Raw genomic sequence first — 16,590 nt, 5'->3', positions numbered from 1 at the left:
GGCTTCTGGCCGGCGGCTCGGTATGCCGCGCGCCCGTTTCTGCGCTGCCTTGTAGCCATGCTTGGCAAATAGTCAAGCCTCGACTGCGTTTCAATTGATACGGCGGCCAAACTGCGAGCGCTCGAACAGGAGCACGACGATCAGGGCCAGCACGAGCGGGATGATGAGGTAGAACATCCGGAACACCAGCAGCGCCGCAATGACGCCAGCCTGATCCATCTGGGGCAGGCCGGCAAGGAATACGACCTCGAACACGCCCAGCCCGCCCGGTGCATGTGAAATCTGCGCTGCTGAAAAAGCGACCAGGAAGATAGCGAAGACAACGAGATAGCCGGGGTTGTTTTCAACAGGCAGCGCGAAATAGATGATCGCGCCGGCCGCCAGGATTTCCAACGGACCGATCACCAGTTGGCGCGCCACGATCGGCAGCCTGGGGTAGTGGATCTGCACGGACCCGATCTTCAGCGGCTTCAAGTGCAGCCAGCTGCCGAAGACATAGGCAACCACCACAAGAATCATTGCGATGCCGGCGCCGGCCGACAGTCCGCCATAGCCGACTTCCTTGAAGGCGCTGACATCGGCGAATCGCTCGAACAGGTCGGGGATGAGGATCAGCACGATGCCGCCAAGCAGGATCGACGACAGCACGAAGGTGATCCAGCAGACCGCAACCAGAACGCCGACTTCCTGGCCGGACAGGCCGCGCGTGGCGTAGGCGCGGTAGCGAATCACCGCCCCGGAGAACACCGAGCCGCCGATGTTGTGTGACAGCGCATAGGTGGTGAAGGAGCAGAGCGTCACGAACAGCCAGGACACCCGTTTCTGGAGATGTGTCAGGGCAATATGGTCGTATCCGGCAAGGGCTGCGTAGGCGATGATCGAACTCAGTGCGGCCAGCAGCCAGTGCGTCCATCGTATCGCTGCAAGACTGGCCCAGACATCGTCCAGGGAAATGCCGCGCAGTTCGTTGAACAGAACCCACACTGAAAAGGCGACTGCGGCCAGTCCGATGACCGGCCAGATAAAACGTTTGAAATTCATGCCGTCACGGCCATCAGCAACCCCAATCCATCACAATTCGATGCCCCGCATGGGCTTCATCGGCGATATCCGCGCCGACAAGCCCGCCGAACCAGAAATGCCCGATCGAAGCCGGCTATTCAACACTTGTGGCGTGTTTACGGCGATATGTGTGACGCTCAACCGGCAATCGACAATTTTCGGGCGGGACTTGGTGATTGGGCGCAGCGCTGTTAGTCTGGCGCCAACTTACGAAATGTGCGTGCCAGCAGCGTCCGGGGTTTCCCGGTTCGCGCGGCACCGGAAGGATAAGCAGTGAAAGACCGCGACGCCGGCGCTGGAGCGCCGGAGGGCGGCATGTCGGAGGGGATTTCGGCAGCGCCCGATCCTGGATCCCGGGCCGCAGGCCGAGAGGGACACAGCAACAGTGGTACGCGATGGGATTCGCATGCCTCTGCTCCGCAGGCAGCCAAGGGACGTAAACGACGCAAGCGGCGGCGCGGGCGCAAGGTTTTCGCGCCAGCGGACGGCGCAACGCCTGCTGTTGCCACAGGTGGGGCACAGTCGAGGGCAGGGCAGAACCCCGTCGCTGCAAAGCCTCAACCGACAGCATCCCCCCCGGAGGAAAGACCTCGTTCCCCCTGGAACGGCGAATTGCCGGTCTTTGCCGCGCTCGATCTCGGCACCAACAATTGCCGCCTGCTGGTGGCGGTGCCGGGACGCCACGGCCAGTTCCGCGTGATCGATGCCTTTTCGCGCATCGTACGTCTCGGCGAGGGACTTTCAGCGAGCGGCCGGTTGGGCGACGCCGCCATGAATCGCGCCATCGAGGCGTTGAAGGTCTGCGCCGACAAGTTGCGCATCCGCAAGGTTGCCCGCGCTCGGCTGATCGCGACCGAGGCTTGCCGGTCCGCTGCCAATGGCGAGGAATTCCTGGAAAGGGTCGAGCGCGAGGCAGGCCTCAAGCTTGAAATCATCGACCGCGAAACCGAGGCACGGCTTGCCGTTTCGGGCTGTGGTTCGCTGATCGAACGCGAAACCAAGGGCGTTGTGCTGTTCGATATCGGTGGCGGTTCGTCCGAGATCGCCCTGATCGATCTCAGCAACCGCCGCTCGCAACGCCTGGCGAACCATATCGTCTCCTGGACCTCGTTGCCGGTCGGTGTCGTCTCGCTGGCTGAACGCTTCGGCGGCCGCACGGTGACCCGGGAAAGCTTCGCTGCGATGGTCGACGACGTTGCGGAGCGCCTTGCCGCATTCGAAGGCCGCCACAGGCTGAGCCACCTCGTGGCGGGTCCTCACTTCCATCTGCTCGGCACCTCCGGCACGGTAACGACGCTGGCCGGTGTCCATCTCGACCTCGAACGCTACGACCGCCGCCGCGTCGACGGCCTGTGGATGGGGCGAGAGAATGTCGATCGCATGGTGGAAAAGCTGCTCGGCTGGGATTTCCAGCAGCGCGTCGCCAATCCCTGCATCGGCGCCGACCGTGCCGACCTGGTTCTTGCCGGCTGCGCGATCCTCGAGGCGATCCGGGCGGTGTGGCCGTCAGAGCGCCTGCGCGTTGCCGACCGAGGCTTGCGCGAAGGAATCCTGAGTGAATTGATGGCCGATGACCGCGCCACGCGTGGTTCCTGGCGGACAGAGGGCCGGCAATGACCAACAAGAAGGATGGTGCGGGCAGCACGACGCGTGTCCTGCGCACCAAGGTCAAGAAGAAACGCGGTCTGAAGGAGTCGTCCCGGCGCTGGCTGGAGCGGCATCTCAACGACCCTTATGTTCAGCGTTCCAAGGCGGACGGTTATCGTTCGCGTGCCGCCTACAAGCTGATCGAAATCGACGACAAGCACCGTCTGCTGAAGCCCGGCCAGAAGGTGATCGACCTGGGTGCCGCACCGGGCGGCTGGTGCCAGGTGGCGGCCGCGCGCACCAAATCGACGGCAGAGGCGCCGCATGTCGTCGGCATCGACTATCTGGAGATGGATGCCGTTCCCGGCGCCGCCATCGTGCAGATGGATTTCCTCGACGACGCGGCGCCGACACGGCTGATCGAAGCGTTGGGCGGCGAACCGGACATCGTTCTTTCCGACATGGCGGCGCCAACGACCGGCCATCGTCGCACCGACCATCTCCGCACGATGCATCTGTGCGAGGTGGCGGCCGATTTCGCCATGTCGGTGCTGAAGCCCGGCGGGCACTTCCTGACCAAGACCTTCCAGGGCGGCACCGAAAACGAGCTGCTGGACATGCTGAAACGGTCGTTTCGCTCGGTTCATCACGTGAAGCCGCCGGCTTCGCGCGACGAATCGGTCGAGCTCTATCTGCTGGCCAAGGACTTCAAGGGACGGGCGCCGACCGAAGAGTAGGCTTCAGGCTGTCGGCGCAGTGCTTTCAATCGGCTTTCCGGGCTGGGCCTTGTAACCGGAGACGGCGTTGCCGGCATCCGGCGACAATCGCATGAAGGACAGCGCTGCAAGCGCAGCCACCACGGCGACGATGAAGAAGGCGATGTGGAAGTCGCTCAGGGTGAGTGGGCCGCCGTGCACCTTGGTTGAAATCTCCAGTATGCCGCCGGCCAGCGCGACACCGAGCGCGATGTTCAGCTGCTGGGCCACAGCCGTGATCGGTGTCGCCTTTGACGTGTCTTCGGCTGGGATTTCGGCGAATGCCAGAGCGTTGACGCCCGTGAAGAACATCGAGCGGATGAAGCCGCCGACAAGCAGCACCGCCAGCATCAGCAGATAGGGCGTTGTCGGCGTGAACAGCCCGTTGATGGCAATGGAGGCGGCCGCCAGCAGCGAGCCCCAGATCAGGACGCGGCGAAAACCGGCGACCCGGAACAGCCAGGCCGTGACAAACTTCATGCCGATGGCGCCAAGCGCCGAGACGAAAGTGATCATGCCGGATTGGAACGGCGTCAGGCCGAAGCCGATCTGAAACATCAGCGGCAGCAGGAATGGCACCGCGCCGATGCCGATGCGGAACAGGCCACCGCCCAATACCGAGGCGCGGAAAGCCTGGTTCCGGAACAGGTCGAGCGCCAGCAACGGGTTCTTGGCGTGGCGCGCGTGCCAGAGATAAAGCCCGCCGCAAACGAGACCGACAATCACGGTGACGAAGCCGATGATGGGCGGCAGGGCCGGAAGACTGACCACCGAGAGCCCGAAAACGATGCCGGAAGCGGCGAGCCCGCTCAGGATAAGGCCGATGTAGTCGAGCGGCGGTGTCTGGCCAGGCGGCGTTTCAGGCAGGTAGCGGGTCGCCAGAACCATGCCGACGATGCCGATCGGCACGTTGATCAGGAAGATCCAGTGCCAGGAGAAATAGGTGGTGATGAAACCGCCAACCGGCGGGCCGACGAGGGGACCGACCAGCGCCGGAATGGTCAGCCACGACATCGCGGCGACAAGATCGCTCTTCGGCGTTGCCCGCACCAGCACCAGACGCCCGACCGGCGTCATCATGGCACCGCCCATGCCCTGGAAGAAGCGGGCAAGCACGAAGGTCTCGAGCGAATAGGACGCGGCACAGGCAACCGAACCCAGGATGAAAACAGCGATTGCGGCCCGAAACACATTGCGCGCGCCGAAGCGATCCGCCATCCAGCCGCTGATCGGGATGAAGATGGCGAGCGCCACCAGATAGGCGGTAAGTGCCAGCTTGAGTGCGATCGGGCTTGTCTGGATGTCGGTTGCGATCGCCGGCAGCGAGGTGGCAATGACGGTGGAGTCCATGTTCTCCATGAACAGGGCGACGGCCAGAACGAGCGGGATGATTCTGTTCACGAAAAATCTGGACCTTGAAAACTGCGGCAGGATCAATCGCCGACGCCGATATCACGGCAATGCGGTTGCGTCCCATTCGGTTCGGTCACTTTTGTGCGACCCGGCCGGCATTGCAAGTGTCCAGGGCCAGCAACGGACCGCGCCACATACGGTCCCGACGAAACGACGATAGGACCTCACGCACGCTTTCCATCGGCGATCAGACGTGTTACCAGCCACCGCCAATCCTGAAAGGGAACTTCGAGTCGGCGCACCCATCCGGGTCAGCGCCCGTTTCGGCTTTTAGACAAGGATCGGCAATGGCAAAGATCATCGAGACCGCTACCGGCGCCCTGGCGCTGACCTTCGACGACGTCTTGCTGCAGCCGGGACATTCCGAAGTGATGCCCGGCGAAACCGATATCCGCACCCGCATCGCCAACGACATCGAACTCAACGTTCCCATCATCTCGGCCGCCATGGATACGGTGACCGAAGCACGGCTGGCCATCGCCATGGCCCAGGCCGGCGGCATCGGCGTCATCCACCGCAATTTCACGCCCGCCGAACAGGCCGAGCAGGTCCGGCAGGTGAAGAAGTTCGAATCTGGCATGGTGGTGAACCCGGTCACCATTGGCCCGGACGCGACGTTGGCCGATGCGCATGGACTGATGCGCCACTACGGCATCTCCGGCATTCCGGTCGTCGAGAACGGTGGCACCGGCGGCCAGATCACCGGCCGCCTGGTCGGCATCCTGACCAACCGCGACGTGCGTTTTGCTTCCAACCCGGAGCAAAAAGTCTACGAGCTGATGACGCGCGAGAACCTGATCACCGTCAAGGAAAACGTCGATCAGAATGAAGCCAAGCGCCTGCTGCACCAGCACCGCATCGAGAAGCTGCTCGTCGTCGACAAGAAGGGCAATTGCGTCGGCCTCATCACCGTCAAGGACATCGAGAAGTCGCAGCTCAACCCGCATGCCACCAAGGATGCGCAGGGCCGCCTGCGCGCGGCGGCGGCGACCAGCGTCGGCGACGACGGCTTCGAGCGGGCCGAGCGCTTGATCGACGCCGGCGTCGACCTCCTCGTCATCGATACGGCCCACGGCCATTCCCAGCGCGTGCTGGACGCGGTGACGCGGGCCAAGAAGCTCTCCAACTCCGTGCGCATCATCGCCGGCAACGTCGCCACCGCGGCCGGCACACAGGCGCTGATCGATGCAGGCGCCGACGGCGTCAAGGTTGGCATCGGCCCTGGCTCGATCTGCACCACCCGCATCGTCGCCGGCGTCGGCGTGCCGCAGCTTTCGGCGATCATGTCGGCGGTGGAAACGGCCGACAAAGCCGGCATTTCGATCATCGCCGACGGCGGCATCAAATATTCGGGCGACCTCGCCAAGGCGCTGGCGGCTGGCGCCAATGCGGCGATGATCGGTTCGCTGCTTGCCGGCACCGACGAAAGCCCGGGCGAAGTCTATCTGCATCAGGGTCGTTCGTTCAAAGCCTATCGCGGCATGGGTTCGGTCGGCGCGATGGCGCGCGGTTCAGCCGATCGCTATTTCCAGGCGGAAGTGCGCGATACGCTGAAGCTGGTGCCGGAAGGCATCGAAGGGCAGGTGCCTTACAAGGGCCCCGTGGCCGGTGTGCTGCATCAGCTGGCCGGCGGCCTGAGGGCGGCGATGGGTTATGTCGGCGCCCGCGACCTCGGCGACCTGCGCGAACGGGCGACCTTCGTGCGCATCTCCAATGCCGGTCTGCGCGAAAGCCATGCGCATGACGTGACGATCACGCGCGAAAGCCCGAACTATCACGGCGGCGCCTGAGCCGAAGACAGCAGGGGCGGGCGAGGGCAGTCTTGCCCTCGCGATCAGTTTTTCAGGTCGAAGACAGCGATCCTGCGCTTCTCGAACTTGATGCCGATTTCGCCGCGTACGAGCCGGAGCGCAGCATCGCCGAACACGGCGCGACGCCAGCCTTGCAGGGCTGGCACGTCGGCTTCCTCGCCTTCCGCGGCGATCCGGTCGATATCGTCGCTTGTCGCCAGCACCTTGGCGGCAACGCCCTGCTTCTCGGCAACGATTCGGAGCAGCACCTTCAGCAGTTCCGATGCAGCACTTGTGCCCTCCGGTGGCTGAAACACCTTCGGCAGTTTCGGCATCTCTTCCTTGGGACGCGCCAGCGCCGTGTTGACCGCATCGAGCAGTGACGTTGCCGTCGCAGAGCGCTCCCAGCCCTTCGGCGTGGTGCGCAGCCGGCCGAGCGCGTTGGCATCGCGTGGCGCCTGTTGTGCGACCTCATAGATCGCATCGTCTTTCAGCACCCGCCCGCGCGGCACGTCGCGCTCCCGGGCCTCGCGCTCACGCCAGGCGGCGACAGCCTGCACGACCGCCAGCTCCTGCGGTTTGCGCAACCGCATCTTCAGCCGCTTCCAGGCATCCTCGGGATGTGGGTCGTATGTCTCGCGGGAGGTGAGCACCTCCATTTCCTCGTTCAGCCAATGAGCACGATCCTCGCGGGCCAGCTGGTCTTTCAGATGCTTGTAGACATCGATCAGATGGGTGACGTCGGCCAGCGCATAGTCGAGCTGCTTGTCGGAGAGCGGCCGGTGCCGCCAGTCGGTGAAACGCGACGACTTGTCGAGGCGGGCGCCGGTCACCTTCTGCACCAGCTGGTCATAGGAGACGCTGTCACCGAAGCCGCAGACCATGGCGGCAACCTGGGTGTCGAAAACCGGATGCGGAACGAGGTCGCCGAGATGGACGATGATTTCGATGTCCTGGCGTGCGGCGTGGAAAACCTTGGTGACGTTCTCGTTGCGCATCAGATCGAAGAACGGCTTCAGATCCAGCCCTGGTGCAAGCGGATCGATCAGCGCGGTAACGCCGGGAGCCGCCATCTGGATCAGGCAGAGCACGGGCCAGAAAGTGGTTTCGCGGATGAACTCGGTGTCGACGGTGACGAATTCGGATTTGGCGAGTTCGCGAACAACCGCATCCAGTTCGTCTTGGGTTGTTATCAGATGCATCAAAATCTCATTGGCAAGGAATGCGATCTTGTCTCGCCTGCCGACCGCCTTCGTCAAGTCGTCTATAGGCGCAATCTTGCCATCGGCGGTGTATATCGGCCTTTTTCCCGCCAGATTTGAAACTGCTGAGTGGGAATCGCAAACATTGCTGCGAAACGGAACGAAAAAGATGTTCTGCGCGCAGTCCTGCCGACCTTTATTCAAGCGAAATCTCAGGTGCCCAAATGGCGACGTTGACCGTCAGCACGGAAGTCGATGAAGAGATTGCCGATATGATCGGCGAGGGGCTGGACGAATACAACATCGCGAAAGGCGGGCCCTATAACGAAGAAGAGATCTGGATCCTGGCGCGCGATGACGATGGCGGCGTCCTGGGCGGACTCAAGGGCCATATCGAATATTCCTGGATGTTCGTCGATTGGCTGTGGGTCAGCCCCGAGAACCGCAAAAGCGGCCTTGGCAGCCAGTTGCTCGGCAAGGCGGAGGCCGTCGCTCGCGAACACGGCTGCCTCGGCGCCTATCTCGAGACGTTTTCCTTCCAGGCACCGGAATTCTACAAACGTCACGGTTTTGAGGAATTCGGCCGTATCGACGACTATCCTCCCGGGCAGGCCACCATCTGGCTGAAGAAGCGGTTCTGAAACGGCTGTCGCTCCGATAAAACGGCCAGTCAGGCCGTATAGCTCTTCAGTTGGCGTGTTCACCTTGACAAAAGCCGGCTTGCATGCGCTTTTCGCGCCAATTTTCGGGCATGGCGCGCACGGCGCCGCCCCGTTTGCTTGAACCCCTGAAATCTTGGAATGGCAGTCCTATGCATCGTTACCGCAGCCACACCTGTGCAGCCCTCAGGAAGTCGGATGTCGGCCAGAATGTCCGGCTTTCCGGCTGGGTCCATCGCGTACGAGATCATGGCGGCCTGCTGTTCATCGACCTGCGCGACCACTACGGCCTGACCCAGATCGTTGCCGACCCGGATTCGCCGGCCTTCAAGGCGGCAGAGACGGTGCGTGGCGAATGGGTGATCCGCGTCGATGGTGACGTCAAGGCACGCACCGGGGAAACCGTGAACCCCAACCTGCCGACCGGCGAGATCGAGATTTTCGCACGCGAGATCGAGGTGCTTTCGGCCGCCAAGGAACTGCCGCTGCCGGTGTTCGGCGAGCCGGATTATCCCGAGGACGTGCGCCTGAAGTACCGTTTCCTCGACCTGCGCCGCGACACGCTGCACAAGAACATCGTCAAGCGCACGCAGGTCATTGCCGCGATGCGCCGCGAGATGACGGCCGCCGGTTTCGCCGAGTACTCGACCCGATCCTGACGGCTTCCTCGCCAGAAGGCGCGCGCGACTTCCTGGTGCCGAGCCGCATCCACCCCGGCAATTTCTACGCGCTGCCGCAGGCACCGCAGCAGTACAAGCAGCTCCTGATGGTGGCGGGCTTCGACCGCTACTTCCAGATTGCGCCGTGTTTCCGCGACGAGGATCCGCGCGCCGATCGCCTGCCGGGTGAATTCTACCAACTCGACCTCGAGATGAGCTTCGTCACCCAGGAAGACGTCTGGAACACCATGGCGCCGCTGATGACCTCGGTGTTCGAGCAGTTCGCCGAAGGCAAGCCGGTGACCAAGGAATGGCCGCGCATCCCCTATGACGAGGCGATCCGCAAATACGGCTCCGACAAGCCTGACCTGCGCAACCCCATCGTCATGGAGCAGGTGACAAGCCATTTCGACGGTTCCGGTTTCAAGGTCTTCGCCAACATGATCGCCTCGAACCCGAAGGTTCAGGTCTGGGCGATCCCGGCCAAGACGGGCGGTTCGCGTGCCTTCTGCGACCGCATGAACGCCTGGGCGCAGCAGCAGGGCCAGCCTGGCCTTGGCTACATCTTCTGGCGCAAGGAAGCCGACAAGCTCGAAGGCGCCGGCCCGCTCGCCAAGAACATCGGCGAGGAGCGCACCGAGGCGATCCGGACCCAGCTCGGCCTGGACGACGGCGACGCCTGCTTCTTCGTCGCCGGCGAGCCGGACAAGTTCTATAAGTTTGCAGGCGAGGCACGCACCCGTGCCGGCGAGGAACTGAACCTTGTCGACCGCGACCGCTTCGAGCTGTGCTGGATCGTCGACTTCCCGTTCTTCGAATGGAACGAGGACGAGAAGAAGGTCGACTTCGCGCACAACCCGTTCTCGATGCCGCAAGGCGGCCTCGATGCGCTGAAGAACCAGGATCCGCTCACCATCAAGGCCTTCCAGTACGACGCCGTCTGCAACGGCTTCGAAATCGCCTCCGGTTCGATCCGAAACCAGTCGCCGGAAACGATGGTGGCGGCCTTCGAAAAGGTGGGGCTGAGCCAGCAGGACGTGGAAGACCGCTTCGGCGGCCTCTATCGCGCCTTCCAGTACGGCGCACCGCCACATGGCGGTGCAGCGTTCGGCATCGACCGCATCATCATGCTTCTGGTCGGCGCCAAGAACCTGCGCGAGATCTCGCTGTTCCCGATGAACCAGCAGGCGCAGGACCTGTTGATGGGGGCACCGAGTCCGGCGACGCTGACACAGCTGCGCGAACTCGAACTGCGCATCACGCCCCAGAAGAAAGACGCCTGATCGGCGCTTCCGCCGACAACGGATCAAAAAAGGGCTTCGAATTTCGAAGCCCTTTTTTTGTCGCGAAACCAGCGGTTTCGGCGGGTTAGTGCTTCGAGTGATGCCTGGGCTCGTAGCGTCCGTCCGCCGTCTTCTCGAACAGCTCGTTGATCTGCGGATGCCGTACCGGTTCGCCGGAATCGTCCTCGAGCAGGTTCTGCTCCGAGACATAGGCGATGTACTCGGTCTCCGAATTCTCGGCCAGCAGATGGTAAAATGGCTGATCCTTGCGCGGCCTGACTTCCGCGGGGATCGATTCATACCATTCTTCGGTGTTGGCGAATTGCGGATCGACATCGAAGATGATGCCGCGAAACGGAAACAGCCGATGGCGAACCACCTGTCCGATCGAGAATCTGGCTGTTTTCATCACACTCACCACACAACTTTCTATTGTTATTTGGCGCAGGAACCATCGCAATTCAATCCTGCCAAGCTTGCACCTCCTCCGATCAGCCTATAGGCCGGGCTGAGGATTGTCGGGGAACGGCATGTCGGAAGTCATCGGTCTGGTCCTGCCGTTCTTCGGGTTGATCTTCCTGGGTTTTCTGGTGGCGCGCCTGACCAGGCAGCCGCTGGAAGCGCTGGGATGGATGAATACTTTCATCGTCTATGTCGCTTTGCCGGCGCTTTTTTTCCAGCTTCTCGCCAAGACGCCGTTCGAGAAGCTGACCGAATGGAATTTCATCCTCGGTTCGGTCTTTTCGACCTATGTCGTCTTTTCCCTGATGTTTGCCGCATCCGTCTTCCTGTCACGCGGCGAAATCGCCCAATCGACCATAAAGGCGCTGGCTGCGGCCTACGGCAACATCGGCTACATGGGCCCGGGCCTGGCGCTGCTCGCCTTTGGCGAACAGGCTGCGGTGCCGGTGGCGCTTATCTTCTGTTTCGAGAACATCATCCATTTCGCCGTCGCGCCGATGATGATGGCGCTGTCCGGTGGCGAAAAGAGACCTGTGCCGGAGCTGATCCTGGATGTCATCCGCAAGATCGTCCTGCATCCTTTCATCATCGCCACGGCCATCGGCGTCGCTGCCGCCTATTTTCAGTTTCGGCCGCCCATGCCGGTGGAAAGGCTGCTCGTCTACCTGTCGAACGCAGCCGCCCCCTGCGCGCTGTTTGCCATGGGAGTGACGCTGGCACTGCGGCCCTTGAACCGTGTCCCGGCCGAAATGCTGCCGATCGCACTGCTCAAGCTCATCGTGCACCCGCTGCTCTGCTATGTGGTGTTGAGTGCAGTCGGCAATTTCTCGCCTACATGGCTTTTTTCGGCTGTGCTCCTGGCTGCCTTGCCGACGGCGACCAATGTCTTCGTCATTGCCCAGCAATATGGTGTGTGGGTGCAGCGCGCTTCTGCCAGCGTGCTGATCACCACCTGCCTGTCGGTGTTTACCGTGACGGGGCTGCTTTATCTGATCCGCAACGGCATCCTACCGCCGGACCTGTTCCCTTAGCCCGCCGGCGATCGCTGCGAACCCGCTGCCGGGACGAAGTCCCTCGCGCATGAAGAAAGCACGCAGCGGCGCAAAGCCGCCAAGCAGGCCAAGGCCCGCGCTGCGTGCCATCTGGGCGGGCAGCATGTCTGAGAGCAATGACATGTTGAGCAGATTGACGGCACCGCTCCGGGCCAGGATATCGGGCCGCCGCTTGAAATCGTAGGCAGCGAGCGCCGCGACGGCGCCGGGGTCGTCCCGATGTTTCAAAGCGACATCAATGAGATCATCGATATCCCTGATGCCGAGGTTGAGCCCTTGCGCGCCGATGGGCGGGAAGACATGGGCTGCCTCGCCAACCAGAGCGATCCGCCTTGCCGCGAAACGCAGTGGCGTGGCGGCGGAGAGCGGATAGATCTGTCGGCCAGGCTCGACGCCGACACGGCCAAGCATCGACTGCATGCGTTCCTCGACCTTGACCGAGAGTGCAGCGTCATCGAGTGCCGCCAGTTCCTCGGCCATTTCCGGTTCGACCACCCAGACCAGGCTCGATCGGTTCCCGGGCAGGGGAACCTGCGTGCACGGGCCGGTCTCGGTGTGGAATTCGGTCGAGACGAAACCATGCTCAACCCGGTGGGAGAAATTCAGCACCAGCGCCGCCTGCGGATAGGCGCGTCTCGCTGTCGTTATGCCGGCAGCTTCGCGCGCCGGCGACAGACGGCCGTCGGCGGCAACGGCAAGGGCGCCGGAAACGGAAGTGCCGTCGGCAAGAACAGCCGTTGCCACGTCTTTTTCGAGAGACCATCCGGCAACCAGGGACTTGCGCCATTCGATCCCGGGCGACGCTTCGACCGCCTTGGCCAGCGTCGGATTGAGCACATTGTTCGGAAAGTTCAGGCCAAACCGTTCTTCATCGATCTCGCTTGCACGGAAAGTCACCACCGGGCTGCGGATGAGGCGTCGCGTGGCATCAATGATGCGCATGACCTTGAGTGGAGCAGCCACGGCCTGTAGTTCGCCAAGAATACCGATCCGGTCGAGCACCTTGAGTGCCGGATTCATCAGCGCGGTGGTGCGGCCATCGGAGATGTTGGCGTCGGGCCCGATCAGCGACACGGAAAAACCGGCATGGGCAAAACCAAGAGCCGCGATCAGACCGGCCGGACCGGTGCCTGCGACGATGATACGGGTTTTGGAATCGGGCATCGGCACTCGCTTTGTTCTCTGCTGGCGGATCGGAGAGTGTCCGGTGGCGGTCGACCTGCCATGAACAATGCATATAGTGCAGCCGGACTTGCATGATCAACGTGGCGATTCAGCCTATGACCGGCCAAAGCGAAGATTTCAGCCATCTCGACCGTGTCGGCCGAACTGTTGCCGGCATCGGCACAAGGCCAGGTTTCATCGTCCTGGCCGCCCTTGTTGGTGCCGTGCTGCTGGCATGGCTTCTGCTCGCCGCGATGGCAGTCCGCAGTGTACAGGCCGGCTTTGCCGGCGCAGTACCAGGTGGTGGCCTGCTGCGGGATCTGCCGGCAATACCGCTGCCTGATTTCCTGGCGCGCTTCATCGCCTTGTGCGTCGGGCCGGCTCCATTCCAGGCCGCTTCCACAGGTCAGTTCACTGCCTCGGTCCTGATGTGGTTCCTGATGGCGGTGGCGACCATGCTGCCTTCCGCGGCGCCAATGATCCGCACATATTGCGAAATCGCCGATACTGCCCGCATCAAGGGTGAGCCGGTGGTGCATCCCTTGATCCTGGTGGCCGGCTATCTGGCGGTCTGGCTGGCGGCATCGGCGGTTTTTGCTGCCATCACGCTGGGGTTGCAGATGATGGACCCCGTCGGGCAGGCGTTTGGCCCGACCAATGGCATCATCGCCGCCATGCTGCTCGCGGTGGCCGGGCTCTATCAATTCAGCGGTCTGAAAGAAGCCTGCCTCAAGAAATGCCGCCGGCCGTTTTCCATTCTCTTTTCCCGCTGGAGCGACAGGCCTCAGCGCATTTTCCGTCTGGGAATCGAGCAGGGAATCTGGTGCCTCGGCTGTTGCTGGGCGCTGATGCTGGTGATGTTCGCCGTCGGCATCATGAATTTGTTCTGGATGGTGCTGCTGGGGCTGTTTGCCTTGCTAGAAAAACAAGTGAATGGCCGCCTGCCAAGCCGGATTGCCGGAGCGATACTGCTTGTATGGTCCGGCGCCCTGCTATTAGTGTCCCTGTGATAGAGGGACACAAGGCAATGACCGACCACAGCTGGGCAATGAAGGGGGAGCTTGTACTTTCCTGCAATTGCACGGTTTTTTGTCCTTGCGTGCTGTCGCTCGGCAACCATCCGCCGACGGAAGGTTACTGCCAGACCTGGGCGGGCTTTCGAATCGATGCCGGTCATTTCGGCGAAGTCGATCTCTCCGGGCTGAATCTCGGCCTGATCATGGAAATCCCGGGCTACATGAGCCGCGGCAACTGGACAGCGGGCCTGTTCGTCGACAAGCGGGCGTCGATCCACGCGGTCAAGGCAGTTACCCGCATTTTCACCGGCAAGGCCGGCGGTACGACCTCACTTCTGTCGATCCTGGTGGGGAAATTCCTCGGCGTCGAACAGGTACCGATCAGCTATGAGACGCAGGATCGCACACGTGTCTTCCAGATTCCAAAGATCATCGATGGCGCCATCACGCCGGTTCCCGGCAAGGCACGCGGCAAGGACACGGTGATCAGCAACTCCGAATACTGGATCGCGCCGGAGATCATCGTCGCGAAGTCCGACAAGAGCCGCATGCGTGCCTTTGGCCGAAACTGGAATTTCGCTGGCCGCTCGGCCGAAATCTGCAAGCTGGATTGGCGGGGCCCGTGAAGAACAAGACAACCGCGAAAAAGATCGCCGAGCGTATCCCACGTCCGAAGAAGAAGGTGACGTGGCCTCAGGCGAGGGCGTTCTCCGTCCACCTGCTCACCGCATCCGGCTCGTTCCTGGCTTTCCTGTCGCTGGTGGCGGCGAGCGAGCAACGCTGGACTGCGATGTTCTGGTGGCTTGGTCTTGCCCTGTTCGTCGACGGCATCGACGGGCCGATCGCGCGCAAACTGGAAGTGAAGGAAATCCTGCCAACCTGGTCAGGCGAGTTGCTCGACAACATCATCGACTACGTGACCTACGTCCTGATCCCGGCCTTCGCCCTGTATCAGCGCGGTTTCATGGGCGAGGGGCTTTCGTTCCTGTCGGCAGCGATCATCGTTGTGTCGAGCGCGATCTACTATGCCGACACCGGCATGAAGACGAAGGAAAACTTCTTCAAGGGGTTCCCGGTGGTGTGGAACATGGTGGTCTTCACGCTGTTCGTCATTGAACCGGGGCAATGGGTGTCCTTCGCCGTGGTGGTGATCGCCGGCATCCTCACCTTCGTGCCGATCAATTTCCTGCACCCGGTCCGTGTCGTGCGGCTGCGGCCCGTGAACCTCACCGTCACGCTGCTCTGGTGCGCCTTCGGCGCGCTGGCGCTGGCGCAGTCGGCCCTCGCCAGTTTCTACAATCAGATCGGTGTCCTGGGCGAACAGGTCAGCCTTTTCACCAAGATCGGCATCAGCATCACTGGCATCTACCTGTTTTGTATCGGCGGCGTCATGCAGTTCTTCCCGAACCTTGGCGCCAGGAAAGTGTGAAGATGAGCAAGGCTGTTCGCATCCACGCCCATGGCGGTCCCGAAGCCCTCGTCTATGAGGACGCCGATCCAGGCCAGCTAGGTCCCGACCAGATCCTTGTCAGACATACGGCCATCGGTCTCAACTTCATCGATATCTACTTTCGCACCGGGCTCTATCCGGCCCCGAATGGTCTTCCGCTTATACCAGGCGGCGAAGCCGCCGGTGTGGTGCTGGAACTGGGCGAAGGCGTCAGCTGGCTGAAGCAAGGCGACCGTATCGCCTACGCGATCAATACCGGGGCCTATGCCGAACAGCGGGTGATCGCCGCCGACCGCGTGGTGAAGATCCCCGACGGAATCAGCGACGAACAGGCTGCCGGCATGATGCTGAAGGGCATGACGGCAGAATACCTGCTGCGACGCACGTTCAAGGTCGGGCAGGGCGATAAGATCCTTTATCATGCCGCCGCCGGCGGCGTCGGCCTGATCCTCGGACAATGGGCCAAGCATCTCGGCGCCACCGTGATCGGCACTGCCGGTTCCCAGGAAAAAGCCGAGCTTGCCAAGGCACATGGCTATGACCATGTCATCGACTACAGGACGCAGGATTTCGTCGCCGAAGTGGCCCGACTGACCGATGGTCGCAAATGCGATGTGGTCTATGACTCGGTCGGCAAGGACACGTTCCCGGGTTCGCTGGACTGTCTGCGTCCGCTGGGCACCTTTGTCAGCTTCGGCCAGTCATCCGGACCGATCCCGCCTTTCAACATCGCGCTCCTTTCGCAAAAGGGTTCGCTGTTCGCCACCCGGCCGACACTCTTCGTCTACAACGCCAGACGCGAGGATCTCGAAGCGTCGGCCAAGGCATTGTTCGACGTCGTGGCGAAGGGCGTCGTCGAAATAAAGATCAACCAGACTTATGCTTTGAAAGACGCCGGCAGAGCCCAGGCCGACCTTGAAGGACGCAAGACGACAGGAACGACTGTGCTTGTTCCGTGAGCCTTCAACTGGCGTTTTGCTGAAATTCTTGAAGCTCTTTCAATTTGCGTGCCGCTATCGGAGTTAAGTCGCTGCTG

At 62.1% G+C, this 16,590-nt stretch carries 14 protein-coding genes and 1 pseudogene; 10 read left to right on the top strand and 5 right to left on the bottom strand.

The features are described from left to right. Positions 1–90 precede the first annotated feature (90 nt). The gene (locus C1M53_RS27790; RefSeq protein WP_129415313.1) at positions 91–1,041 is read right to left on the bottom strand and encodes a lysylphosphatidylglycerol synthase domain-containing protein; all 951 of its coding nucleotides are present in this window, start codon (positions 1,039–1,041) and stop codon (positions 91–93) included. Between the two features lie 294 nt (positions 1,042–1,335). Between C1M53_RS27790 and C1M53_RS27785 the strand changes: the two genes are divergently transcribed. Next, positions 1,336–2,679, top strand: coding sequence for a Ppx/GppA phosphatase family protein (locus C1M53_RS27785; RefSeq protein WP_129415312.1), 1,344 nt, complete (start codon positions 1,336–1,338; stop codon positions 2,677–2,679). After that, on the top strand, positions 2,676–3,386 hold the full coding sequence (locus C1M53_RS27780) for an RlmE family RNA methyltransferase (protein ID WP_129415311.1): 711 nt from the start codon (positions 2,676–2,678) through the stop codon (positions 3,384–3,386). The genes C1M53_RS27785 and C1M53_RS27780 overlap by 4 nt, the downstream gene beginning before the upstream one ends. A 3-nt stretch (positions 3,387–3,389) precedes the next feature. Here the strand turns inward: C1M53_RS27780 and C1M53_RS27775 are convergent, their stop codons facing one another. Then, positions 3,390–4,805 (bottom strand): DHA2 family efflux MFS transporter permease subunit, encoded by a 1,416-nt coding sequence (locus tag C1M53_RS27775; protein WP_129415310.1) that lies wholly within the window; start codon positions 4,803–4,805, stop codon positions 3,390–3,392. A 299-nt stretch (positions 4,806–5,104) separates the two neighbouring features. On the opposite strand from C1M53_RS27775, the gene guaB reads away from it, so the two are divergent. After that, positions 5,105–6,607 carry an IMP dehydrogenase gene (gene guaB, locus C1M53_RS27770; RefSeq protein WP_129415309.1) on the top strand — a complete coding sequence of 501 codons (1,503 nt, stop codon included), beginning with the start codon at positions 5,105–5,107 and terminating at the stop codon, positions 6,605–6,607. A 44-nt stretch (positions 6,608–6,651) separates the two neighbouring features. Here the strand turns inward: guaB and rnd are convergent, their stop codons facing one another. Further along, positions 6,652–7,809 (bottom strand): ribonuclease D, encoded by a 1,158-nt coding sequence (gene rnd / locus C1M53_RS27765; RefSeq protein ID WP_129415308.1) that lies wholly within the window; start codon positions 7,807–7,809, stop codon positions 6,652–6,654. 224 nt (positions 7,810–8,033) lie between these two features. Between rnd and C1M53_RS27760 the strand changes: the two genes are divergently transcribed. After that, positions 8,034–8,450: a GNAT family N-acetyltransferase gene (locus C1M53_RS27760; RefSeq protein ID WP_129415307.1), complete on the top strand. Its 417-nt coding sequence runs from the start codon at positions 8,034–8,036 to the stop codon at positions 8,448–8,450. A 170-nt stretch (positions 8,451–8,620) separates the two neighbouring features. Then, a pseudogene (aspS, locus tag C1M53_RS27755) lies at positions 8,621–10,410 on the top strand (aspartate--tRNA ligase). Positions 10,411–10,495: 85 nt separating this feature from the next. Here the strand turns inward: aspS and hspQ are convergent. Further along, the gene (hspQ, locus tag C1M53_RS27750) at positions 10,496–10,819 is read right to left on the bottom strand and encodes a heat shock protein HspQ (RefSeq protein WP_165358257.1); all 324 of its coding nucleotides are present in this window, start codon (positions 10,817–10,819) and stop codon (positions 10,496–10,498) included. Positions 10,820–10,940: 121 nt separating this feature from the next. Here hspQ and C1M53_RS27745 point away from each other — a divergent pair, with 121 nt between their 5' ends. Further along, on the top strand, positions 10,941–11,903 hold the full coding sequence (locus tag C1M53_RS27745; protein WP_129415305.1) for an AEC family transporter: 963 nt from the start codon (positions 10,941–10,943) through the stop codon (positions 11,901–11,903). On the opposite strand, the gene C1M53_RS27740 is transcribed toward C1M53_RS27745, so the two are convergent. Then, positions 11,880–13,088 (bottom strand): UbiH/UbiF family hydroxylase, encoded by a 1,209-nt coding sequence (locus C1M53_RS27740; RefSeq protein ID WP_129415304.1) that lies wholly within the window; start codon positions 13,086–13,088, stop codon positions 11,880–11,882. The two genes, C1M53_RS27745 and C1M53_RS27740, sit on opposite strands and share 24 nt — an antisense overlap. Positions 13,089–13,204: 116 nt before the next feature. Here C1M53_RS27740 and C1M53_RS27735 point away from each other — a divergent pair, with 116 nt between their 5' ends. From C1M53_RS27735 to C1M53_RS27720, 4 genes are read left to right on the top strand one after another with little or no spacing between them, the layout of a single operon-like run. Next, entirely contained in the window at positions 13,205–14,098 is an 894-nt protein-coding gene (locus C1M53_RS27735; protein WP_129415303.1) for a DUF2182 domain-containing protein, read from the top strand. Between the two features lie 17 nt (positions 14,099–14,115). Next, positions 14,116–14,730, top strand: coding sequence for a DUF1326 domain-containing protein (locus tag C1M53_RS27730; RefSeq protein WP_129415302.1), 615 nt, complete (start codon positions 14,116–14,118; stop codon positions 14,728–14,730). Next, the gene (gene pcsA, locus C1M53_RS27725) at positions 14,727–15,533 is read left to right on the top strand and encodes a phosphatidylcholine synthase (protein ID WP_165358256.1); all 807 of its coding nucleotides are present in this window, start codon (positions 14,727–14,729) and stop codon (positions 15,531–15,533) included. Before C1M53_RS27730 ends, pcsA begins: the two co-directional genes overlap by 4 nt. Positions 15,534–15,535: 2 nt before the next feature. Then, entirely contained in the window at positions 15,536–16,513 is a 978-nt protein-coding gene (locus tag C1M53_RS27720) for a quinone oxidoreductase (RefSeq protein WP_129415300.1), read from the top strand. Positions 16,514–16,590: the final 77 nt, after the last annotated feature.

The sequence above is a fragment of the Mesorhizobium sp. Pch-S genome (assembly GCF_004136315.1).
In the GTDB taxonomy this organism is placed as follows: Bacteria; Pseudomonadota; Alphaproteobacteria; order Rhizobiales; family Rhizobiaceae; genus Mesorhizobium.
Note: the sequence above shows the minus strand (reverse complement) of the source record. Positions and strands in the feature narration are given on the sequence as shown.